This is a genomic window from Azospirillum sp. (assembly GCF_035627195.1).
GTDB lineage: Bacteria > Pseudomonadota > Alphaproteobacteria > Azospirillales > Azospirillaceae > Azospirillum.
On the sequence record NZ_DASPMG010000415.1, the window covers coordinates 1 to 22,348 of the forward strand.

A 22,348-nucleotide genomic window follows, 5' to 3' on the forward strand; every position below is an offset into this window, starting at 1 on the left:
CACCGTCTGCTGGAAGGCCTGCGCCGTCTGCATCAGCACGCCCAGCGTGATGGCGCCGGAGATGTAGCTGGGGGCCGCCACCAGGATGGGGAAGGCGGTGGACAGCACCGAGTAGAAGGCGCTGAAGACCATCATGTTGGCCAGTGCGCGCGTCTGCCGGTGCCAGCCGCGCTTCACGCCGGCGAACAGCTCGCTCAACCGGCCGCGCTCCCCCGACTCGCCGTGCAGGAGGGCGATGGGCTGCGCGTTCTCGCGCACGTGGGCAAGGCCGAAGCGGAAGTCCGCCTCGAACCCCTGGCGCTGGTTGACGGCGCGCACCAGCGGCTGCCCGACCACCAAGGCGATGGTCGTGCCCGCGGCGGCGTAGAGGAGTGCGATGTACAGCAGGTAGCCGGGCACCGTGAAGGTCGCGCCAGCCACCGTCACCTCCGGCGCGCCCGAGAGCATCCACAGGATGTTGGTGAAGCTGACCAGCAGCAGCACGCAGTAGGTCAGCGACAGGCCCAGGTCGATGGCGTATTCGGTGCTGATGCGGATGTCTTCTGCGATGCGGCCGTCCGGATTGTCGTGGTCGCCGGGCAGGTAGTTGACCTGATGCTGCCGGCCGCGCGTCAGCCAGTCGTCCAGGATCTTGCGTGTCAGCCATTCGCGCCAGCCGAGTTGGAGCCTGCGCTTCACCCACAGGTGGCCCAGCGTGTTGGCGATGTTGAAGGCGATGATGCCGAAGACCGCGACGATCATGGTCATGAAGCGGTCCATCGAGCGCTGCTCCAGCGCGTCGAACAGTCGCTCGCTCCACAGGTTGATCATGATCGGCACGAACACTTGGCCGACCGTCAGCACCGCCAACGCCAGCGCCAGCAGGCGCACCCGCCACTTGTTCTCGCACGACCAGTAGCCGCCCGCGAGATCGAGGAAGCGGCGTGGGAAGGCGGGCAGTGCCTGCGGTCGGGTCTGTTCCACCGGAGCCGTCCAAATATCGCTAAATCTTCATACGGTTTAATACTAACGGCTAGGCATTACCAAGTGCTTGCGACGCCGCGCCGGGCAGGCGGGAAACGTGACATCCGCGTGACCTTGGAAAAACAGGCATACGAGCGGCGGGAACCGCCCGTGCGGCGGTCATGTTGCCGGTGGGTCGATCCGTCGCAAGGAGACCGATTCATGAGCACGAAGATGCCGCCGGTGCCGCCCGCGGGCCGCAGCAACAAGGGGCCGGGCGCCGGGCCACAGCCGAAGGCCCGCGATGACGCCGCGCAGGACCGCTCGCCGCCCGAGAACTTGGAGGAGCAGGACCGCCAGGGCGACATCAAGCAGAACACCACCCACCAGGGCTACCAGCAGGACCGATGAGCCGAATCGGGCCGGACAGTCATCACATCCGGACCGACGTGCCCGCGCGCCTCGACCGGCTGCCGTGGAGCCGCTTCCACGGGCTGGTCGTGGTGGCGCTGGGCATCACCTGGATCCTCGACGGGCTGGAGGTGACCATCGCCGGCGCCATCGCCGGGGCGCTGACCGAAAGCCCGGCGCTGCGCTTCACGGAGGCTCAGGTCGGCGGGATCGGCAGCGCCTACATCCTGGGCGCGGTGCTGGGCGCCCTCTTCTTCGGCTACCTGACCGACCGGCTGGGGCGCAAGACGCTGTTCTACGTCACGCTGGCCGTCTACGGCACGGCGACCTTCGCCAACGCCTTCGCCTGGGATTTCTGGAGCTTCGCCGCCTTCCGCTTCCTGACCGGCGCCGGCATCGGTGGCGAGTACGCGGCCATCAACTCGGCCATCCAGGAACTGATCCCGGCCCGCTATCGCGGCCGCACGGACCTGGGCATCAACGGCAGCTTCTGGATCGGGGCGGCGCTGGGGGCGGTGGGGGCGATCGTGCTGCTGGCACCCGGCGTGCTGCCGCCGGACTTGGGCTGGCGCTTCGCCTTCGGTATCGGCGGGGCGCTGGCGATCATCATCATCTTCCTGCGCAGCTTCCTGCCCGAAAGTCCGCGCTGGTTGATGATCCGCGGCCGGATCGGGGAGGCCGAGCACATCGTCGAGGGCATCGAGGCGCGGGTGCGGGCGGAGACGGGGGCGCCGCTGCCACCGCCGGGACGGCCGATCACGCTGGACCTGTCGCGCGACACCGGCATGTGGGCGGTGGCGCGTGCACTGTTCACGCACTACCGGCGGCGCTCCATCCTCGGTCTCACGCTGATGACGGCGCAGGCGTTCTTCTACAACGCCATCTTCTTCACCTACGCGCTGATCCTGACGAAGTTCTACGGTGTGCCGGTCAGTTCGGTGGGCTGGTACATCCTGCCCTTCGCGCTGGGCAACTTCACCGGCCCGCTGCTGCTGGGGCCGCTGTTCGACACGGTGGGTCGCAAGCCGATGATCGCCGGCACCTACGCGCTGTCGGGCGTGCTGCTGATCGTCACCGGCGTCCTGTTCCAGCAGGGCGTGCTGACGGCGGTGACGCAGACGGTGGCGTGGAGCGTGATCTTCTTCTTCGCCTCGGCGGCGGCGAGTTCGGCCTACCTGACGGTCAGCGAGAGCTTCCCGCTGGAGGCGCGGGCGACGGCGATCGCACTATTCTACGCCCTGGGCACGGCGCTGGGTGGAGTTGCGGCGCCGTGGTTCTTCGGCCGCCTGATCGCCACCGGCGATCCCGGGCAGATCCTGATCGGGTACCTGATCGGCGCTGGCCTGATGATCCTCGCGGCGGGCGTGGAGCTGCTGCTGGGCGTGTCGGCCGAGCGCAAGTCGCTGGAGACGGTGGCAACGCCATTGTGCGGGGTTCCAGCGGCGGCGGAGTAGGTCACCGTGCATACACCTCCGGCCGGCGCGCGGCCGGGGCGGTCACCAGGGCGGCGATGGCGCGGGCGATCTTGGCGCCACCGTGGACCGAGGGCTCGATCGGGTTGGCGTAGTCCTCGTCCTCGTCGCACAGCAGCCGCAGGTCGATCAGCGGCAGACCGCGGGAAAACGCCTCGCGCGTGATGGCGTCGTTGAAGACGGTGAGCGCGGTCACCACCAGCCGCTGGCGCTGGGCGTCCGGGTAGCGGGTGTCGTAGATGGTGCAGACGGCCGTCGGCAAGCGGCGGGCCATCACCGTGTCCAACATGGCGCGGTAGTCGTGCTGGAATCGCTCGCGCACGCCGGCCAGGCGATCGACGGCGCCGGCGATGGAGAAGGCGCGCTCGTCCAGAACGCCCGACTGGCCCAGCGCGTCGTTGCCGCCGGTGCTGATCACCAGATGGCTGGCATCGGCTGGAAGCTGCTGGAGCTGGCGGCTGATGCCGACGGTGACCGCGCCGTCCACCGCCCGCAGCGTGGCGCGCCAGCCGGCCGGCAGCAGCGGGCGCAGCTGCGCCACCACGTCGGGGCCGCCGCCGACGTAGGCCGCGTTGTCGAAGATGGAATCGCCGAGAAGAACGACGTGGCTCATGCCGTGTGCAAACCGAACGGCGGCACGGAAGGCGTGCTGCTCCAACGGGGTATTTCCTCTGACGGCCGGGCCGTACGCGTCCGGCCCCGGTTATGATCCCCGCGCCATGAGGAGATATGCATGCCGGAGATCGAGGTTTGGGGTGGCATCGAAAGCACCGTCGCCCGCATCGGCGACGACTGCGTCGACCAGACGGTGCTGAGCGGCCACCACGAGCGCCTCGACGACCTGGACGCCTTCGCCCGGCTGAACATCCACCGCATCCGCTACCCCGTGCTGTGGGAGCGGGTGGCGCCGGACGGGCTGGAGAGCGCGGACTGGAGCTGGACCGACCGGCGCCTGGAGCGGCTGCGGGAACTGGGCATCAAGCCCATCGTCGGCCTGCTGCACCACGGCAGTGGACCGCGCGCCACCAACTTGGCCGATCCATCCTTCGCCGAACGCTTCACCGCCTTCGCCGCGCGGGCGGCGGAGCGCTACCCCTGGGTCGAGGACTGGACACCGATCAACGAGCCGCTGACCACCGCGCGGTTCAGCGGCCTCTACGGCCTGTGGTACCCGCACGCCCGCGACCACCGCGCCTTCCTGTGCATGCTGCTGAACCAGATCGACGGCATCCGCCGCGCCATCCGCGCCATCCGCGCAGTCAACCCGCAAGCCCGGCTGATCCAGACCGAGGACATCTGCCGCGTCTTCAGCACGCCGCACCTCGCCTATCAGGCGGCGTACGAGAACGAGCGGCGCTGGCTGAGCCTCGACCTGCTCACGGGCCGCGTGGACGCGGAGCACCCGCTGCGCCCCTACCTGGACGAGGCTGCGCTGGAGGCGCCGCACCGCCGGCTGCTGGAGGAGCTGGTGGAGGATCCGTGCCCGCCCGACGTCATCGGCGGCAACCACTACCTGACCAGCGAACGCTTCCTGGACGAACGGCTGGAGCGCTACCCCCCAGAGACGCATGGCGGCAACGGCATCGACCGCTACGCCGACGTGGAAGCGGTGCGCGTGGTGGCCGAGGGCGTCGTCGGCTTCGAGGGGCTGCTGCTGGAGACGTGGGAGCGCTATGGCCTGCCCGTCGCCGCCACGGAGGTGCACAACGGCTCCACCCGCGAGGAGCAGATGCGTTGGCTGAAGGAGGTGTGGGATGGTGCCGTCCGCCTGCGCGCGCGGGGCGTGGACGTGCGGGCGGTGACGGCGTGGTCGCTGCTGGGCAGCGTCGACTGGAACAGCCTGCTGACCCGGCGCGACGGGGTGTACGAATCCGGTGTCTTCGACGTGCGGTCACCAAGGCCGAGGCCCACCGCCCTGACCGGGTTGCTGGCGGCGCTGGCGCGCGACGGCGACGCGGACCATCCGGTGCTGGACACGCCGGGCTGGTGGCACCGGCCCGACCGCTTCTTCTGGCCGCCGGTGCGCTGCCGGCCCTACACGCTGCCCTACGGCGCCTGGACACTGTCGGCGCGACTGGGGGAGCCGCGCACACTGCTGATCACCGGGGCGACGGGCACGCTGGGCCGCGCCTTCGCCCGGCATTGCGCGTTGCGCGGGCTGCCCTACCGCGTGCTGGGGCGGCACGAGCTGGACATTTCCGACCCGGCGTCGGTGGCGGCGGCGCTCGACCGGCACCGCCCGTGGGCGCTGGTCAACACCGCCGGTTACGTCCGCGTCGACGAGGCGGAGGCCGAGCCGGAGCGTTGCCGGCGCGAGAACACGGATGGGGCCGTGCGTCTGGCCGAGGCCTGCGCGGCGCGCGGTGTGGCGCTGGTGACCTTTTCCACCGACCTCGTGTTCGACGGGGCGAAGCGGGCGCCGTACGTGGAGTCCGACCCTGTGGCGCCGCTGGGCGTCTACGGTGCCAGCAAAGCGGCGGCGGAGGCGGGCGTGCTGAGCGCGCTGCCGTCGGCGCTGGTGGTGCGCACCAGCGCCTTCTTCGGCCCGTGGGACCAGCACAATTTCGTGACGCAGACGCTGAACCGCCTGCGCGCCGGGCAGCGCGTCGCCGCGGCGGCGGACGTGGTGGTGTCGCCCACCTACGTGCCGGATCTCGTGGACGCCACGCTGGACCTGCTGATCGACGGGGAGGCGGGCGTCTGGCATCTGGCGTCGGCGGGGGCGGTGAGCTGGGCCGATCTGGCGCGCATGGCGGCCGACCGCTGCGGCCTGGACGCGTCGCGGGTGGACGCGGTTCCCGCCGTCCGGCTGGGCTGGACGGCACCACGGCCGGCCTACGGTGTTCTGGGATCGGAGCGCGGCTTCATCATGCCGGCGCTGGACGACGCGCTGGCACGCTACGCGGCCGCTCGCGCCCCGGTGGCCGCGCAGATCGGCCCGGCTGAAGGGCTGGCCGAGTACTTCCGCACCCACCACGCACACTGACCATCACCACGGGAAATGGGGACCGTATGGCCGACGTGACGATCGTTTCCGAGCACGGCAGCTTCCGCCTGATCGAGCGCCAGGGGCGCTACGCCATCGTCGAAGTGCGCAACGGCGCCGCCTACGCGCTGGGCTCGGACGAGGGGGAGCGGCCGGGTGCCGACGCCACGCCGCAGGGCATGGCCGGCGTGGTCGCTCCCGACGCCTGGGTGGGCGAGGAGGAAGCGCGCCGGACCTTTGCCGATCTGACCAGCCGGGGTGACGATCTGGCGCGCAAGGTGTGGTGAGTGCTGGGGGAGAACGCTACGCCACCCAGACCGGCTCCAGCCGGAAGGACACGGTGGTGGTCTGCCCCGCGGGCAGGAGCATGCCGCCGACGCGCTCCGTTCCGAGCTGAGTAAGGTTGGGCCAGTCCGTGCAGTTGCCGACCGGCTCCAGGCAGAAGAAGTCCTCCATGGCCGGCGTATACGCCACCAGGAAGTCGAGCGGGGCGTCGGCGGTCATGCGCAGCGCGGCACCCAGCTCCGGCCAGCGGACCGTCGCGGTGCGGTCCCAGCCGGTGAAGTTGTTGTCCAGCACCGCGTCGTTGACGCGCAGGCCGTGGGCGAACTGATCGGTCACCCAGGTTCGCTCCATGCGCGTGGGCATCACCTCGTGGTCGGTCGACCAGATGGCGTCGACGCGGGCGGTCACCGTCGTCTTCGGCGTGCGCGGCAGATAGGGATGGTGGCCGAGGCCGAGCGGCATCGGCACGCCGCCACGGTTGGTCACCGTCAGGCTCACCGTCAGGCCGGCGTCGTCCAGCGCGTAGGTCTGGCGCGCGTCGTAGCGGAAGGGCCACGCGTCCGGCCGGTGCTCGAAGGCGAGCGTCACGACGCCGTCGGTGCGGTCGATGACCGTCCACGGCCGCTGCCACGCGTGGCCGTGGATGGCGTGGCGGGAGTGGGCGTAGTTGGCGGGCAGGCGCACCTCGGTCTCGCCGACGGTGAAGCGGCCGTCGCGGATGCGGTTGCAGAAGGGGATCAGCGGAAAGCTGGCCATGCCCAGCGGGTCACGCGCGGCCAGCGCCTCCGCGGTTGCCGGGCGCAGCCAGTCGACCATGCGCGTGCCCTGGCGGCCCTGGAAGCGGGCGATGGAGCCGCCAACCTCCGGCGCCACGTCGAGGGTGAGGGGGCCGGCGGCGAGCGAGACGACGTCGGGATGACGCAGGGCCGAGGGGCTGGTCAGCATGCGGATACCATTCGAAAGGACAGGGGAAAGGCGTCGTGGGCGGGAGTATCCGGACGGCGGCCACGCCGGTCGAGCGCCCGAAAGTGGACCCGTGCCCATGTCCGCCAATTGTTTCACGGGGCAGCCGCTCCGATCGTGCGGGGTGCAAGTGGCGCAACCGCAGGTCGGATGGGTACCGCCCCTGGGTTATGCCGGACGAGAGACGATTCGTCTTCGCGGTGGCGCGCCAAGCATATCTTGTGACTAAGTGCTCTTGTCTTCGCGATGTCCTGTAACACTTGAAAAACCTGCAAATAAGCGAGTCTTTCCCCGATAGACGGTGGAGTGTCCAGGCGGGTTTGGAAAACGGGGGTTACTCCCTATCGTTATGACGCGGCGCGGGAACCCTTCCCTAAATCCGCTGTTGGCGGACCCCGTAGGCGGACGTGACTTTCATGCATCCGCACCATCACATTCTTGAACCAGGGAGATCGTGCCGATGGAGTACGCCGAGGGCGATGACCTGACCGTGCGCCCCGACCGGACAGCGGTCGCCGATGGCGCGGATCCGGTCGCCAAGCGAACCAGCAAGAGATCGTACCCTCGGGACTTCGTCTGCTTTTCGCATCTGCGCTGGCATTTCGTTCACCAGCGCCCGCAGCACCTGATGACGCGCTTCGCCCGCGAATCCCGCCTGTTCTTCGTGGAGGAGCCGGTGCCGACCGACGCGGCGGAGCCGCACCTGGACGTGCACGGCACCGACGCGGGCGTCACGCTGCTGGTGCCGCGCATCCCGGCGGGGGTGGACGCGGAGGCCGCGCAACGCACGCTGCTCGACCGCCACTTCGCCGATGCGGGGGTGACGCGGCCGATCCTCTGGTACTACACGCCCATGAGCCTGGCGTTCTCCGACCACTTGGAGGCGTCGGCGGTGGTCTACGACTGCATGGACGAGCTGTCCGCCTTCAAGGGTGCGCCGCCGCAGCTGGTGGAGCGCGAGCGCGCGCTGATGGAACGCGCCGACCTCGTCTTCACCGGCGGCTACAGCCTCTACGAGGCCAAGCGCGACCGGCACCCCAGCGTGCACGCCTTCCCCAGCAGCGTGGACGTACCGCATTTCGCTGCCGCCCGCGGCGCCGTGGCGGAGCCGGAGGATCAGGCGGCGCTGCCGCGCCCGCGCATGGGCTTCTTCGGCGTCATCGACGAGCGGTTCGACATCGACCTGCTGGCCGGCATCGCCCGCATGCGGCCGGACTGGCAGCTGGTCATGGTCGGGCCGGTGGTGAAGATCGACCCGGCGACGCTTCCGCAGGCGCCGAACATCCATTACTTGGGCGGGCGCAGCTACGCCGACCTGCCGCGCTACCTGTCCGGCTGGGACGTGGCGCTGATGCCCTTCGCGCTGAACGAATCCACCCGCTTCATCAGCCCGACCAAGACGCCGGAGTTCCTGGCCGCCGGCCGCCCCGTCGTCTCCACGCCGATCCGCGACGTGATGCGCACCTACGGCGACGCCGGCCTTGTCCAGATCGCCCGCACGCCCGACGAGTTCGTCGCCGCCATCGAGCGCGCGCTGAGCCCGGAGGGCCGGTCGGAGCGCTGGCTGGCCGAGGTCGACCGGGCGCTGGCCGACATGTCCTGGGACCAGACCTGGGCTCGCATGAAAGGGTTGATCGAATGCGTGATCTGAACGACGGCGTCCCGGGGCAGCCGGTCGTCGCCTCCTCGCGCTCGCCGCGCAACGGGGTTCCGCTGGTGGGGCGCGCCGGCTTCGACTATCTGGTCGTCGGCGCCGGGTTCGCGGGCAGCGTGCTGGCCGAACGGCTGGCGCGCGGCCTGGGCAAACGCGTGCTGATCATCGACCGGCGCCCGCACATCGGCGGCAACGCCTACGACCACTACAACGACGACGGCGTCCTCATCCACCGCTACGGGCCGCACATCTTCCACACCAACGCGCCTCAGGTGGCCGAGTACCTGTCGCGCTTCACCAAATGGCGCCCGTACGAGCACCGCGTGCTGGCCCACGTGGACAGCCAGCTGGTCCCCATCCCGATCAACCGGACCACCGTCAACCGGCTGTACGGCCTGAACCTGGCCGAGAGCGAGGTGGACGCCTTCTTCGCCGCCCGCGCCGAGGCGGTGCCGGAGATCCGCACGTCGGAGGACGTGGTGGTGAGCAAGGTGGGGCGGGAGCTGTACGAGAAGTTCTTCCGCGGCTACACGCGCAAGCAATGGGGCATGGACCCGTCCGAGCTGGACAAGGCGGTGACGTCCCGCGTGCCGACGCGGACCAACGACGACGACCGCTATTTCGGCGACAGCTTCCAGAACATGCCGCTGCACGGCTTCACGCGGATGTTCGAGAACATGCTGGACCACCCGAACATCAAGATCATGCTGAACGCCGACTACCGCGAGGTGGCGCGCGACGTGAAGTATGACTCCCTGATCTTCACCGGGCCGATCGACGAGTATTTCGACTACCGCTACGGCAAGCTGCCATACCGCTCCCTGCGCTTCCGGCACGAGACGGCGGAGCAGGAGTGGTTCCAGCCGGTGGCCGTGGTGAACTACCCCGGCGAGGACGTGCCCTACACCCGCATCACGGAATACAAGCACCTCACCGGCCAGCACCACCCCAAGACCAGCCTGACGTTCGAGTTCCCGGCCTCCGATGGCGACCCGTATTACCCGGTGCCGCGGGCGGAGAACGCCGAACTGTACCGCAAGTACCAGGCGCTGGCGGACGCGACGCCCAACGTGCACTTCGTCGGCCGGCTGGCCACCTACCGCTACTACAACATGGACCAGGTGGTGGCGCAGGCGCTGACCCTCTATGGCCGCATCGCCAAGGCGGAGGAGCAGGGGCGCAGCACGGCCGAGGCGGCGCGCGCGCTGTCCACCATGGCGCAGGGCGTGGCCGTTTCGAAGCCGGTCAGTGCCGCCGAATGAGGCGATCCCCATCCGGAGGGCGACGGATGCACACGCCGACCCTGTTCGACAGCGTCTTCCTGGGCGGCTTCGAATGCTCCACGCACCGGCGGCCGGACGGCCGGCGCCTCGACCTGGTCGCGGCGACCGGGCATGACCGGGCGGCGGCGGCCGACTACCGCTGCCTGCGCGGCCACGGCATCGGCACGGCGCGCGACGGGGTGCGCTGGCACCTGATCGAGACGTCGCCCGGCCGGTACGACTGGTCCAGCGTCCTGCCCATGCTGCACGCCGCGCGCGACCATGGCGTTCAGGTGATCTGGGACCTGTGCCACTACGGCTGGCCGGACGATCTGGACATCTGGCGCCCGGCCTTCGTCGACCGTTTCGCCCGCTTCGCCCGCGCGGTGGCGCAACTGGTGCGGGACGAGACGGACGGCGTGCCCTTCTACTGCCCGGTCAACGAGATCGCCTACTGGTCCTGGGCCGGCGGCGACATGGCGATGATGAGCCCGTGCGAGCGGGGCCGGGGGTTCGAGCTGAAGCACCAGTTGGTCCGCGCCGCCATCGCCGGGATCGAGGCGGTGCGCGACGCGGACCCACGCGCCCGCTTCGTGCACGTCGACCCGGCAATCCACGTGGCCGCGCACCCCGAACGGCCCGAGGACCGGGCGGAAGCCGAGGCCTACACCCGCTGCCAGTACCAGTCCTGGGACATGACGACGGGCGCGTTCTGGCCGGGGCTGGGCGGACGGCCGGAGCTGCTGGACGTCATCGGGCTCAACTACTACTCCGACAACCAGTGGTTCCTGAGCGGCGGGACGATCCCGGTGGGGAGCCCGCACTACCGCCCCTTCCGCGAGATCCTGGCCGACTGCTGGGAACGCTACCGCCGGCCGATCCTGGTGGCCGAGACGGGGGCGGAGGACGACGCGCGCGTGCCCTGGCTGGACTACGTGGCCGGCGAGGTGCTGGCGGCGATGCGGGCCGGCGTGCCGGTGGAGGGGATCTGCCTCTACCCCGTGCTCGATTACCCCGGCTGGACCAACGACCGGCATTGCAGGGTGGGGCTGCTCGGCTATTTGGATGCGCGGCATCCGGACGTCGGCCACCGCACCGTTCATCAGCCGCTGGCCGAGGCGCTGCGGCGCTGGCAGGCGGTGTTCGAGGGTGCGCGCGCGCGCCGGGCCGAAACGGCGGACAGCGCCGCCTGAACCCCTCCAAGGATCTGCGTCATGGCTTCCAGCCCGCCGTTTCCGCAGCGCCCCGTGCTGTTCTTCCTGCGCTACGTCGCCCGCTGGCCCTGGCACTTCGCCGGGCTGCTGGCCCTGGTCATCGGGGCCGCCGCCTGCGCGGTGGCGGTGCAGTACGGGATGAAACTGCTGGTCGACGCCATGGCGGCGCCCGAGCGCAACGCCGCCGCGGTGTGGTCGCCGCTCATCTTCTTCATCGCGCTGATCGGCGTGGAGAACGGGCTGTGGCGGCTGGGCGGCTGGCTGGGGTGCCGGACGGTGGTCGGTGTCGGCGTGGACATCCGCCTGGACCTGTTCCAGCACCTGTCCGGCCACCCCATGCGCTATTTCGCCGAGCATTTCGCCGGCTCGCTGGGCAACCGCATCACCGCCACGGCGGGGGCGGCGGGGGCGCTGATCGGCACCTTCACCTGGAACATCCTGCCGCCGATCACCGACTTCATCGGCGCCGTGCTCGTGCTGACCACGGTCGACTGGCGCATGGCGGCGGCGCTGGTGGTGTTCGTCACCGTGGTGGCGAGCGGCATCGCGCTGATCGGCGTGCGCGGCCGGCCGCTGCACCGCACCTACGCCGAGCAGGCGTCCTATGCCGGCGGGGAGCTGGTGGACGTGGTGTCCAACATCTGGGTGGTGCAGGCCTTCTCTGCCCGCGCGCGGGAGCGGGCGCGGCTGGCGCGCATCATGGACGGAGAGGCGGCGGCGCAGCGGCGCAGCTGGCTCTATCTGGAGAAGACCCGCGTGGTGCACGACCTGTGCCTGTGGGTGATGGCCGGCGGCATGCTGGTGTGGGCGGTGTCGCTGTGGACGGCCGGGCGCATCACGCCGGGCGACGTGGTGCTGGTCAGCGCGCTGACCTTCCGCATCCTGCACGGGTCCCGCGACCTCGCTTTCGCGCTGGTGGGGACGACGCAGCACTTCGGCCAGATCGCCGACACGCTGCGCGTCATCGGCCAGCCGCACGCCGTGGCCGACGTTCCGGACGCGCAGCGGCTGATCGGCCTGGGCGGCTCCGTCGAGTTCGAGAACGTCACCTTCGCCTATTCGGACGGGCGGCGGGTGTTCAAGGACTTCACCCTGCGCATCCCGGCCGGGCAGCGCATCGGCATCGTCGGCCCCTCCGGCGCCGGCAAATCCACACTGGTCGGCCTGCTGCAGCGGCTGGACGACGTGCAGCACGGCCACGTGCTGGTCGATGGGCAGGACATCGCCCACGTGACGCGCGACAGCCTGCATGACGCCATCGCCGTGGTGCCGCAGGAGATCTCGCTGTTCCACCGCTCGGTGCTGGAGAACATCCGCTACGGCCGGCCGGACGCATCGGACGAGGAGGTGATCCTGGCCGCGCGGGCTGCCTACTGCGACGACTTCATCCGCGAACTGCCGCAGGGTTACGACACTCTGGTGGGCGAACGGGGGATCAAGCTGTCGGGCGGGCAGCGCCAGCGCATCGGCATCGCGCGGGCCTTCCTGAAGAACGCACCCATCCTGATCCTCGACGAGGCGACTTCGGCGCTGGACACGGAATCGGAGCTGGAGATCCAGCGGGCGCTGGGCGACCTGATGCACGGCCGCACGGTCCTGGCGGTGGCGCACCGGCTGTCCACCCTGTCGGGGTTCGAGCGGATCGTGGTGCTGGTGGACGGCCGCATCGTCGAGGACGGCAGCCCCACCGAACTGCGCCGCCGCGGCGGCACCTTCGACGCGCTATGGCGCCTGCAGGCGGAAGGCTTCTCGATGGACGAAGCGCTGGCGAGACGGGCGGCGGAGTAGAAAAAAGGGACGCGTCGTAGGTTGGGTTGAGCCTCAGGCGAAGCCCAACGTGTTCGCCATGCGAACCGTGTTGGGCTTCGCTGGCGCTCAACCCGAACCTACGCGTTGCCCCGTGTTACCCCACCGTCTCGCGGACGCGCTCGGTGCCGGCGGTGTCGCGGCCCTTCAGGGCCAGTTCGACGAGGCCGTCGAGGATGGCCGTGGCCGTCGGGTCGGCGCCGGGGGCGTCGTTCAGCAGGCGGAAGGTGGTCGCCACCATGCGGCCGTGGCCGCAGTCGCGCTCCACGATCAGCGCGGCCGGCTTGTGCACCCAGCCAACCACCATGCCGGCGTGCACGCGGGCCTGGAAGTCCCAGGTGGTGCAGTTGGCGATGACGTGGTCGGGGATCACCCGGTCGAAGCTGTGGTCGATCAGCGGACCGCCCGGCAGCCGGGCGAACGCCCCCGTGCGCTTCACCCACGAGAAGGACGAGGCCCACGCCCCCAGCCACATGGAGCCGTGGCGCGGCACCACGCGGACGTTCTGGAAGTGCGGGAACATCGGCTGAAGCTCCTGCGGCTCGTCGGCCAGGACGACCAGACGGGCTCCGGCGCGCACCTCGGCCCCCAACGCGTCGTCCAGGCGTCGGGCGACGATCAGGTCGGCCGCCCTGGCGTCCGGGGCCGTGGCGTAGCCCAGCGCGGCGAAGCGCTCGGCCAGGTCGGCGTCCGGGGACCACACCGCGACGGCGCCGGCCGGCGGGGCCACGCGGCGGGGATGGATCGCCAACTCCACGTGGTTGGTCGCCAGCACGCCGTCGCCGGTGGCGATCTCCAGCTCCAGGCGGTGGACCTCCGGCTGCGCCACGTTCGGGGCGCGGAAGCTGGCCGGGCGGGCGTGGCGCACGCCGGGTGTCAGCTCCATCGGCTCGCGGTCGCCCAGGCCGGCGGCGTCCAGCGACCAGCGCATCTCCACGCCGTCCACCGTGTCGCCGCGGCCGTGCGCGGCGGCGAGGCCGACCTCGACCTCCTCGCCTTCCCAATAGGCCACGCGGTTCCACTGCGGCACCACCACCGTGTCGGCGTTGATGGTGTGGAACACATTGTGGAAGGCGCGCGGGTTGCGCCGCATGTCGAGCAGGCCGTTCGACTCCCAGTGGCAGTCGGTGAACTCGGTGATGACGTAGCCGGCGAGGTTCGGCTGACGGCGCATCGCCTCGATCTGGTACTTCAGGGCGCGGAACTGCTGCCACTGCGCCGCCTCGACGAAGCGCTCCATGGTGCCGAACACGCGGTCCAGGCCATAGGAGTGGAAGCGCGTTTCGACGCCGTGGGCGTACATCACGCCCTCGCCCCAGTCATGGCCGGTCTCGAACCACCACGGCTCCTTGCCGTCGGCGTCGCGCAGCAGCTTCGGGTCGGGCAGGCCCCAGTTGCCGAATTCGGAGCACATGATCGGCTCCTGCCCGGTGCGCCTGGCATCGCCATGGTGGCTGTAGGTCGCCTCCGCGCGGTTGGCCATGCGATCGACGAAGCCGTCCCAGGAATGGCGGTGGTCGGGGATGGCCGCGTAGAAGTGATAATCCTCGATGTCGGACTGGACGTGGAAGCTGGGGTAGAGGGGCGAGTTGTCGACGACCAGACGGGTCGGGTCGAATTCCTTGAGCCGGCGGTAGGTCGCGTTGACCCAGTCGCGGTGCTCCTGGTTGTGCACCAGGTCGGTGCCCCAGTTCTCGTTGATGATCGTCCAGCAGATGATGGACGGATGGTTGCCGTCACGCTCGACGATGCCTTTCAGCGTGGCCTCCAGGCGCTCGGCGGCCGGGCCGGTCAGGCGGCCGGCGTTCGGCAACTCCGTCCAGATCAGCAGGCCGACGCGGTCGGCGACCGCGTAATAGCGGGGGTCCGGCACCTTGATGTGGCAGCGCAGGCAGTTGAGGCCGAGTTCCTTGGCCTTGCGGAACTGGTCCTCCAGGAACTCCTCCGAGGGCACCGTGCAGATGCCGTCCGGGTAATAGTCCTGGTCCAGCGCCGCGCGCAGCATGACCGGCGCGCCGTTCAGGTGGATGCGGCCGTCCTTCACGGTGACGGTGCGGAAGCCGAAGCTTTCGGACAGCGTGTCCACCAGTTCCCCATCCTGGCGCAGCGCCGCCTTCAGGCGGTAGAGGTTGGGGGTGTCGGGCGACCACGCCTGCGGCTGTGTCACGGAGATGGTGGCGGTGACGCGGTCCTGGCCGGCGGCCACGGCCTCGACCAGCGCCGCAACGGTGACGCCGTCCGGCCCGGTCACGTCCAGATCGATGTCATGATCGCGGCGCAACGGGCGGACGAGGTCCACCGTGACGCGCACCGTGCCGGCCTCCAGGTCGGGGACGAGGCGGACCGACGTGATGTGGTCGGTGGCGCGGCGTTCCAGGCGGACGGACTGCCAGATGCCGCTCAGCGGCCCGTACCAGCTCTGCTTGCCGAAGGGCGTCTCGGCGAAGGGGAACTCGGGATAGGCGTCGGGATCGTCGGTCGGCGCCGTCACCGACACCGCCAGCTCGTTGCGGCCGGGGCGCAGGAAGCGGGTAACGTCGACCTCGAAGGGCAGGTAGCCGCCCTCGTGCACCGCCACCTCGATGCCGTTGACCAGGACGCGCGAGAAGTAGTTCACCGCGCCGAAGCACAGGAACATCGGCGCGCCGGCCCAGTCGGCGGGCACCTCCACGTCGCGGCGGTACCAGGCGCGGCCCATATGGTCGCGCAGGTCGTCGAACTGCGCCTGCCAGGGGGCGGGGACCACGCAGGTCCGCCAGTCACGGACATCCTCCAGGGCGACTGCCGTGTCGCCGAGGTACTTGAAATCCCATGCGCCGTCGAGGGAGAGGGTGTTGCGCTGCACGCTTCGCTCCGCATTCGCTGTAGCCGGCGCCTGTTGAAGACGCGCCCGGCAAGTGGGGCGAAGTGTTCGAGGATCATGGTTAACGAAAAATAACCAACGGTCGCTGCGAGCTGTGCGCAAAAGGACAGGTGACGGAGGTCCGCGGGTTTCCTGGACTTGCGCGGCTGTGACAAAAAGCGGGATCTATTTGGGGATGTGACAAAAACCGGCGGGGGTGCTTCGGTCGCCATTGTTAATCTTCTGCTAACCATACTCGGCGCGACATCGGGCCTCAATTCCGGCGCAGATGCGAGGAGAAGTGGCCGTGGCGCAACTGACCGAGATTCGGGCGATCGAGATGTGGGGTGGGGTGGAATGCACCGTCGCCCGGCTGCGCGACCGCTTCGTCGACCAGACGCGGCTGAGCGGCCACCACGAGCGCGTTGAGGATCTGGATGCTTTCGCCGCGCTGGGCATCACCGCGATCCGCTACCCGGTGCTGTGGGAGCGGGTGGCGCCGGAGGGGCTGGAGAAGGCCGATTGGCGCTGGACGGACGAGCGGCTGGGGCGGCTGCGGGAACTCGGCGTGCGGCCCATCGCGGCGCTGCTGCACCACGGCAACGGGCCGCGCGGCACCGACCTGACGCAGCCCGATTTCCCGCAGAAGTTCGCCGCCTACGCCGCCCGCGTGGCCGAGCGCTACCCGTGGGTCGACCTCTACACCCCGGTGAACGAGCCGCTGACGACCGCGCGATTCTGCGGCCTCTATGGCCTGTGGTACCCGCACGCCCGCGACCACGCCACCTTCCGCCGCATCCTGATCAACCAGATCAAGGGCACGGTGCTGGCCATGCGCGCGATCCGCGCCGTCAACCCGGCCGCCCGGCTGGTGCAGACCGAGGATCTGGGCAAGTGCCACAGCACGCCGCGCCTCGCCTATGAGGCGGAGCACGAGAACTACCGCCGCTGGCTGACCTTCGACCTGCTGGCCGGCCGCGTGACGCGCGAGCACCCGCTGTGGTCCTACATGGCCGAAGGCGGGTTTGAGGACGAGTTGGACGAGTTGGCGGCCGACCCGTGCCCGCCCGATGTCCTGGGCATCGACCATTACCTGACCAGCGAGCGCTTCCTGGACGACCGGGTGAAGCGCTATCCCGGTGTGCGGGCCGGCGGCAACGACCGCGACCGCTATGTCGACGTGGAGGCCATCCGCGTGGTGGCCGAGGGCACCGTGGGCCTGGAGGCGCTGCTGGAGGAGGCGTGGGAGCGCTACCGCCTGCCCATCGCCGCCACCGAGGTGCACAACGGCTCAAGCCGCGAGGAGCAACTGCGCTGGCTGAAGGAGGCGTGGGACGCCGCACACCGGCTGCGCGGGCGCGGCGTCGACATCCGCGCAGTGACGGCGTGGGCGCTGCTGGGCAGCTACGACTGGAACAGCCTGTTGACGCGGCGGGCGGGGTTCTATGAGTCCGGGGTCTTCGACGTGCGCGGGCCGGCGCTGCGGCCGACGGCGCTGGCGCGCCTCGTGCGCGAACTGGCGACCACGGGGACGGCCGACCACCCGGTGTTCGACGCGCCGGGCTGGTGGCATCGCGAGGACCGCTTCCACTGGACGCCGGTGCGCTGCGACCCGTTCGCCCCGGCGCGCGGCCGGTGGACGCCCCCGGCGCACGCGCCGCGCCCGCTGCTGATCACCGGCGGCGACGGCGCGCTGGCCCGCGCGGTGGCGCGGCTGTGCGTGGTGCGCGGGCTGCCCTACGTTCTGCTGCCGCGTGGGGCGATGGACATCGCCGACCCGGCCTCGGCCGCCGCGGCGCTGGCGCGGCACCGGCCGTGGGCGGTGATCAACGCCGCCGGCTTCGCCCGCGTCGACGCGGCGGAGCGGGAGCCGGGGCGCTGCCGGCGCGAGAACGTCGTCGGCGTGGACGTGCTGGGCGCTACCTGCCGGGCGGCCGGCGTGCCGCTGCTGGCCTTCTCCAGCCACTTGGTGTTCGGCGGGGACAGGACCGTACCCTACACCGAGGACGACTCCCCTGCACCGCTCGGCGCCTATGGCGCCGCGAAGGCGGAGGCGGAGCGGTTGCTGCTCGACGCCGACCCGGACGCGCTGGTGGTGCGCTCCGGCCCCGCCTTCGGGCCGTGGGACGACCGCAACCTCGCCGCCCGCGCCATCCGCGCGGTGGCCGGCGGGCGGTTCTTCTCGGCGGCCTGCGACGTCGTTGTTTCGCCCAGCTACCTGCCCGACGTGGTGAACGTGGCGCTCGACCTCCTGATGGACGGCGAGCGCGGCGTCTGGCACCTCGCCAACACCGGGGCGGTGACCTGGGCCGAGTTCGCCCGCGGCGCGGTTCGCGACGCCGGGCTGGATCCGCAGCGGGTGCTGGGGGTGCCCGCTGCGGACCTGAATTGGACGGCACCCCGCCCGGCGTACAGCGCGCTGCGCTCCGTCCGCGGCGCCGGGCTGCCGTCGCTGGAGGACGCGCTGCGCCGCTTCCACGCCGAACGGCCGGAGGATCTGCTGCTGCGCCTGCCGGACGCGGAGGCTGTGGGGGTGTAGCCGCTCCCTCTTCCTCTCCTTTCCCCCAAAAACGTCATGCCCGGGACCAGTCCCGGGCATGACATTTTCATGGAGAATGCGCGCGTCGATTCCCTTCCTCAATAATAGGGAAAGCAATTCTGGGGCATCGGCACGGCTTTACATTCAATTAAGCATAACTGGTCAGGCTTCGGTCATGGCGTTGGCCGCTTCTTGTGGCCCGGTGACCGTGGCGCCCGGTCGGTTTCATTCGAGGTTGACATGCTGGCGATCGTCCGACGGATCCTGGGGCTGTTCAAGCCGTTCTGGAAGGCGCTGGCGCTGATCTCGGCGCTGATCATGCTCCAGCGGGCCGGCGACCTGCTCGTGCCGCTGTTCGGCGGGAGGGTGATCGACGCCATGGCGCAGCACCATGCGCTGGACGCCATCTACATGATGGTGGGCACGGCCTTCGTCTTCTGGATCTGCCACGGCAACATCCTGCCCTACGTGCTGGGCCGGGTCGATCTTGCCTGCTTCCAGTACGCCGGGCCGCGCCACCTGGGCGTGGGCATCCTGCGCCACCTGCTGCGCTCCCGCCGCGATCCGGCGGCGCACGACACCGCCATGCAACAGGCGGTGATCGAGCGCGGCGAGGTCGTGGTGACGCAGTTCGTGAACAGCCTGTTCCGCATCGTCATCCCGCTGGTGGTGCCGGGCGTGGTGACGCTGGGCCTGCTGCTGTGGTGGTACCCGCTGATCGGCGTGATCGTGGTGATCGGCGGCCTGCTGGACATCCTGGCGACCATCTACCTGAACACGGTGCTGAAGCCGCTCTACACCCGCCTGCAGGAACTGGATTACGAGCGCCAGCGCTGGCACACGCACGCCTTCCGCCACTTCCTGGCCATCGTGGTCGAGGGCAAGCAGCGCGCGACGGGCGACGAGTACGACCAGCGCTTCGGCACCTACGCCGAGTTCGGCGCGCACACCGGCCGGCGCTTCCTGCGCTTCAACTTCGGGCGCGGCCTGATCATCAACGTGACCAACCTGTGCACCTGGGTGGTGGGTGCCTGGTACGTGGACGCCGGCACCTTCTCGCTGGGCTACTTCCTGGCCTCGCTCAGCTGGTCCACCTACGTGCTGAACGTGGTGGGGTCGGGCATCGAGGTGCAGAAGCAGTGGATGGAGACGATGCCCGCCATCAAGGCCTTCCTGGCCGAGGTCGACGCCGCCGGCCCGCTGGACGACGCGCAGGGCAGCGCCCCGGCGGTGGTCACGCCGGTCCCGGCCGGCATGGTGCCGGCGCTGGGGGCGGAGTAAGCATCACCGCGGGTACACCAGCCAGGCGTTGGGGTGGTCCGCCTGCACGGCGGGCCACCATGCCTTTGCATCCGATACCAGCGCGATGATGCACCCGCCGAAGCCGCCGCCGGTCAGGCGGGCGCCCAGCGCGCCGCGCTGAAGCGCACTCTCCACCAGCGCGTCGACCTCCGGCACCGACACGGCGTAGTCGTCGCGCTGGGAGCGGTGGCTCTCCACCATCAGGCGGCCGAAGGCCTGCGCGTCGCCGGCCCGCAGGGCCTGCACCCCGTCCAGCACGCGGCGGTTCTCGGTGATGACGTGGCGGGCGCGGCGGTTCAGCGGTTCGGGCAGCGCCTCGATGGCGGGCAGATCGCCGACGTCCAGCTCGCGCAGGCTGGCGACGTTCAGGGCGGCCGCCGCCTGCTCGCACTCCGTCCGGCGCTGGCGGTAGCCGCCGTCGGTCAGCTTATGCGACACGCCGGAATGCACGACCGCCAGTTCATGGCTGCGCGGCAGCGGCACGTGCTCGTAATCGGACGAGCGTGTGTCGAGGAACAGCGCCGCGCCGGGGCGGCCGACGGAGCTGACCATCTGGTCCATGATGCCGCAGGGCATGCCGACGTAGCCGGACTCCGCGCGCTGGCCCATCCGCGCCAACATCTCGTCGTCGATCGACAGCTCCAGCCAGCGGCGCAGCGCCCGCAGCGTCGCAACCTCCAGCGCCGCGGAACTGGAGATGCCGGCCCCCATGGGCACGTCGCTTTCGATGGCGACGCGCAGCCCTTCGACGGGGACGCGCTGCTGCTGCACCACGCGCACGCAGCCCAGAACGTAGTCCAGCCAGTCGCCGTGCGCCGGGGCGTCGAGGCGGCGGGTCAGCGTCTCGTTGAACTGGGCGGCGAAGGCCTCGACCTCGCCGGGCTTGCCGGGGCCGACCGACACCGTGGTGAAGTAGGGGAGCGGCGTGGGCAACACGAAGCCGTCGTTGTAGTCGGTGTGCTCGCCCAGCAGGTTGGCGCGCGCCGGCGCCTTCTCGGTGGCGGCCGGGTCGGTGCCGAAGGTCTTGGTGTACAGGTCGCTCATGGCCTCACCTCGCGCAGGCGGGCGGCCATCTGCTCCGGCAGCCCGTCGACCAGGAAGGTGCCCGCCCCCTGCTCGCACCCCGCCAGGTACTTCAGGCGGTCGCCGGTGCGCAGGAAGGGGAAGAACTGGATGTGAAAGTGGAAGCGGTCCTCCTCGCCCTTGGGGGCGGCGTAGAGGATGCAGAGGTAGGGCATCGGCCGCCCGTAGAGCGCGTCGTAGCGCGCCACCACCTCCCCCAGAACGTCGGCGAAGCCCAGCGTCTCGGCGTCGGAGAAGGTCCAGGGGCCGGGGTGGAAGGCGCGCGGCATCAGCCACACCTCGCTGGGGAAGCGGGCACACGGCGGCACGAAGGCCACCGCATGCTCGTTCCCGGCGATGTCGTAGGCATCGCCGATGCGCTCGCGCAGGGTGGACAGCACCGGCCCTTCGCGGAAGGCGGCGACCATCGGCGCCACGGCCGGCGGCACGAAGGGGAAGGCGTAGATCTGCCCGTGCGGGTGGTGCAGGGTGACGCCGATCTCCTCGCCCCGGTTCTCGAACGGCATGACGAAGGCGACCATGTCGTGCGCCAGCAGGTCGCGGTAGCGGTCCGCCCACACGCGCACCAGCAGCTCCCGCCGCTCGCGCGACAGCTCACCGACCGAGCCGCGGTGGGCGGAGCTGTAGACCACCACCTCGCACTGGCCCTTGGCGGGGCGGGTGGGGATGGGCAGCTCCGGCGGTTCCGGCGCGCCGGGGTGGAAGGCGGGGAAGCGGTTTTCGAACACCGCGACCTCGAAGTCGGCGAAGGGGATCTCGCCGGGGAATCCGCCGGGCTGCACGGGGCACAGCGGGCAGAACTCGGCCGGCGGCTTGAAGGTGCGTTCCTGCCGGTGGCTGGCGTAGGCCACCCACTCGCCGCGCAGCGGATGCCAGCGCAGGTGCGGGGTGGAGACGGGGCCGGGCTCCAGCTCCTCCGTCACCGGCAGCTCGTGCGGCTGCCGGCCGTAGAGGTAGAGCTTGCGGCCGTCCGGCTTCTGGTATGTGCGTTTGTGGAAATCGGCTCCCGGTTGCACCCTCGCCCCCGCCGTTGCGGTCATTGGAGACGTGAACAGCGCCGCACGCCGGTCGTCGCGGGCGGAGATCAGCGTTCGGCGCTGGCGGCGCTGGTGGCGGCGCGGACCAGCCACCAGCCGACCGCCATCAGCAGAACGCCCGATGCCAGGAAGGCCATGTCCCACGGCAGCGGGTTCGCCACGTCGGTGCGCAGATGGTGGATACCCAGAAGCTGGTGGTTGACCAGCCCTTCGACGAGGTTGAACAGCCCGGCCCCGCCGATCATGGCCCCAGCCAGGACGCGGCCGGAGCGCGGCCCCACCAACTCCACCCGCGCCCGCCACAGCATCAGCAGCCCGATCAGGCCGAGGACATAGCTGGCGACGTGGAAGAGTCCGTCGGCCAGCGTGTTCAGCGTTATGTCGTCGCGCACCGCCGCGTCCGCCACGCCGGTCAGCATGTGGTGCCATTGCAGCACCTGGTGGAAGACGATGCCGTCGAAGAAGCCGCCGAACGAGAGGCCGAGCACCACCCCGGCCCGCACCAGCGGGCCGTTGCGGTTCGGGGCGGTCTGCCGTTGCATGGCGGCCC

Annotated in this window: 17 protein-coding genes; 10 read left to right on the forward strand and 7 right to left on the reverse strand. The window is 70.4% G+C overall.

What is annotated here, in order from left to right:
- Positions 1-963 (reverse strand): SbmA/BacA-like family transporter (locus VED21_RS35775; protein WP_324890744.1); only part of this gene is annotated, 963 nt, incomplete at its 3' end.
- Between the two features lie 201 nt (positions 964-1,164).
- On the opposite strand from VED21_RS35775, the gene VED21_RS35780 reads away from it, so the two are divergent.
- A complete protein-coding gene (locus tag VED21_RS35780; protein WP_324890746.1) occupies positions 1,165-1,353 on the forward strand; it encodes a hypothetical protein in 189 nt (62 codons plus the stop codon).
- Entirely contained in the window at positions 1,350-2,807 is a 1,458-nt protein-coding gene (locus tag VED21_RS35785; protein ID WP_324890747.1) for an MFS transporter, read from the forward strand. Before VED21_RS35780 ends, VED21_RS35785 begins: the two co-directional genes overlap by 4 nt.
- A gap of 1 nt (position 2,808) precedes the next feature.
- Here VED21_RS35785 and VED21_RS35790 read toward each other — a convergent pair whose 3' ends face one another.
- The gene (locus tag VED21_RS35790) at positions 2,809-3,438 is read right to left on the reverse strand and encodes an SGNH/GDSL hydrolase family protein (RefSeq protein WP_324890748.1); all 630 of its coding nucleotides are present in this window, start codon (positions 3,436-3,438) and stop codon (positions 2,809-2,811) included.
- Positions 3,439-3,558: 120 nt separating this feature from the next.
- Here VED21_RS35790 and VED21_RS35795 point away from each other — a divergent pair, with 120 nt between their 5' ends.
- Positions 3,559-5,811: a family 1 glycosylhydrolase gene (locus VED21_RS35795; RefSeq protein WP_324890750.1), complete on the forward strand. Its 2,253-nt coding sequence runs from the start codon at positions 3,559-3,561 to the stop codon at positions 5,809-5,811.
- 26 nt (positions 5,812-5,837) lie between these two features.
- On the forward strand, positions 5,838-6,098 hold the full coding sequence (locus VED21_RS35800) for a hypothetical protein (protein WP_324890752.1): 261 nt from the start codon (positions 5,838-5,840) through the stop codon (positions 6,096-6,098).
- A gap of 16 nt (positions 6,099-6,114) precedes the next feature.
- On the opposite strand, the gene VED21_RS35805 is transcribed toward VED21_RS35800, so the two are convergent.
- Positions 6,115-7,041, reverse strand: a complete 927-nt coding sequence (locus tag VED21_RS35805) for an aldose 1-epimerase (protein ID WP_324890754.1) — start codon at positions 7,039-7,041, stop codon at positions 6,115-6,117.
- A 478-nt stretch (positions 7,042-7,519) separates the two neighbouring features.
- On the opposite strand from VED21_RS35805, the gene VED21_RS35810 reads away from it, so the two are divergent.
- The 4 genes from VED21_RS35810 to VED21_RS35825 are packed head-to-tail and all read left to right on the forward strand — an operon-like array spanning position 7,520 to position 12,977.
- On the forward strand, positions 7,520-8,710 hold the full coding sequence (locus VED21_RS35810) for a glycosyltransferase family 1 protein (RefSeq protein WP_324890756.1): 1,191 nt from the start codon (positions 7,520-7,522) through the stop codon (positions 8,708-8,710).
- Positions 8,698-9,975: a UDP-galactopyranose mutase gene (gene glf, locus VED21_RS35815; RefSeq protein WP_324890758.1), complete on the forward strand. Its 1,278-nt coding sequence runs from the start codon at positions 8,698-8,700 to the stop codon at positions 9,973-9,975. Before VED21_RS35810 ends, glf begins: the two co-directional genes overlap by 13 nt.
- A gap of 26 nt (positions 9,976-10,001) precedes the next feature.
- The gene (locus VED21_RS35820) at positions 10,002-11,168 is read left to right on the forward strand and encodes a beta-glucosidase (protein WP_324890760.1); all 1,167 of its coding nucleotides are present in this window, start codon (positions 10,002-10,004) and stop codon (positions 11,166-11,168) included.
- 21 nt (positions 11,169-11,189) lie between these two features.
- The gene (locus VED21_RS35825; RefSeq protein ID WP_324890762.1) at positions 11,190-12,977 is read left to right on the forward strand and encodes an ABC transporter ATP-binding protein; all 1,788 of its coding nucleotides are present in this window, start codon (positions 11,190-11,192) and stop codon (positions 12,975-12,977) included.
- A gap of 115 nt (positions 12,978-13,092) precedes the next feature.
- Here the strand turns inward: VED21_RS35825 and VED21_RS35830 are convergent, their stop codons facing one another.
- Entirely contained in the window at positions 13,093-15,840 is a 2,748-nt protein-coding gene (locus VED21_RS35830; protein WP_324890764.1) for a glycoside hydrolase family 2 protein, read from the reverse strand.
- Positions 15,841-16,144: 304 nt separating this feature from the next.
- On the opposite strand from VED21_RS35830, the gene VED21_RS35835 reads away from it, so the two are divergent.
- Positions 16,145-18,376 carry a family 1 glycosylhydrolase gene (locus VED21_RS35835; RefSeq protein WP_324890765.1) on the forward strand — a complete coding sequence of 744 codons (2,232 nt, stop codon included), beginning with the start codon at positions 16,145-16,147 and terminating at the stop codon, positions 18,374-18,376.
- Between the two features lie 240 nt (positions 18,377-18,616).
- Positions 18,617-19,657 carry a hypothetical protein gene (locus VED21_RS35840; protein ID WP_324890767.1) on the forward strand — a complete coding sequence of 347 codons (1,041 nt, stop codon included), beginning with the start codon at positions 18,617-18,619 and terminating at the stop codon, positions 19,655-19,657.
- A gap of 3 nt (positions 19,658-19,660) precedes the next feature.
- Here the strand turns inward: VED21_RS35840 and galK are convergent, their stop codons facing one another.
- Genes galK through VED21_RS35855 form a run of 3 tightly spaced genes read right to left on the reverse strand, consistent with a single transcriptional unit; the run spans position 19,661 to position 22,340 of the window.
- Positions 19,661-20,722, reverse strand: a complete 1,062-nt coding sequence (gene galK / locus VED21_RS35845) for a galactokinase (RefSeq protein ID WP_324890769.1) — start codon at positions 20,720-20,722, stop codon at positions 19,661-19,663.
- The gene (locus tag VED21_RS35850) at positions 20,719-21,891 is read right to left on the reverse strand and encodes a hypothetical protein (RefSeq protein ID WP_324890771.1); all 1,173 of its coding nucleotides are present in this window, start codon (positions 21,889-21,891) and stop codon (positions 20,719-20,721) included. The genes galK and VED21_RS35850 overlap by 4 nt, the downstream gene beginning before the upstream one ends.
- Complete coding sequence (locus tag VED21_RS35855) at positions 21,846-22,340, reverse strand: DUF2243 domain-containing protein (RefSeq protein WP_324890773.1); 495 nt, start codon at positions 22,338-22,340, stop codon at positions 21,846-21,848. The genes VED21_RS35850 and VED21_RS35855 overlap by 46 nt, the downstream gene beginning before the upstream one ends.
- Positions 22,341-22,348: the final 8 nt, after the last annotated feature.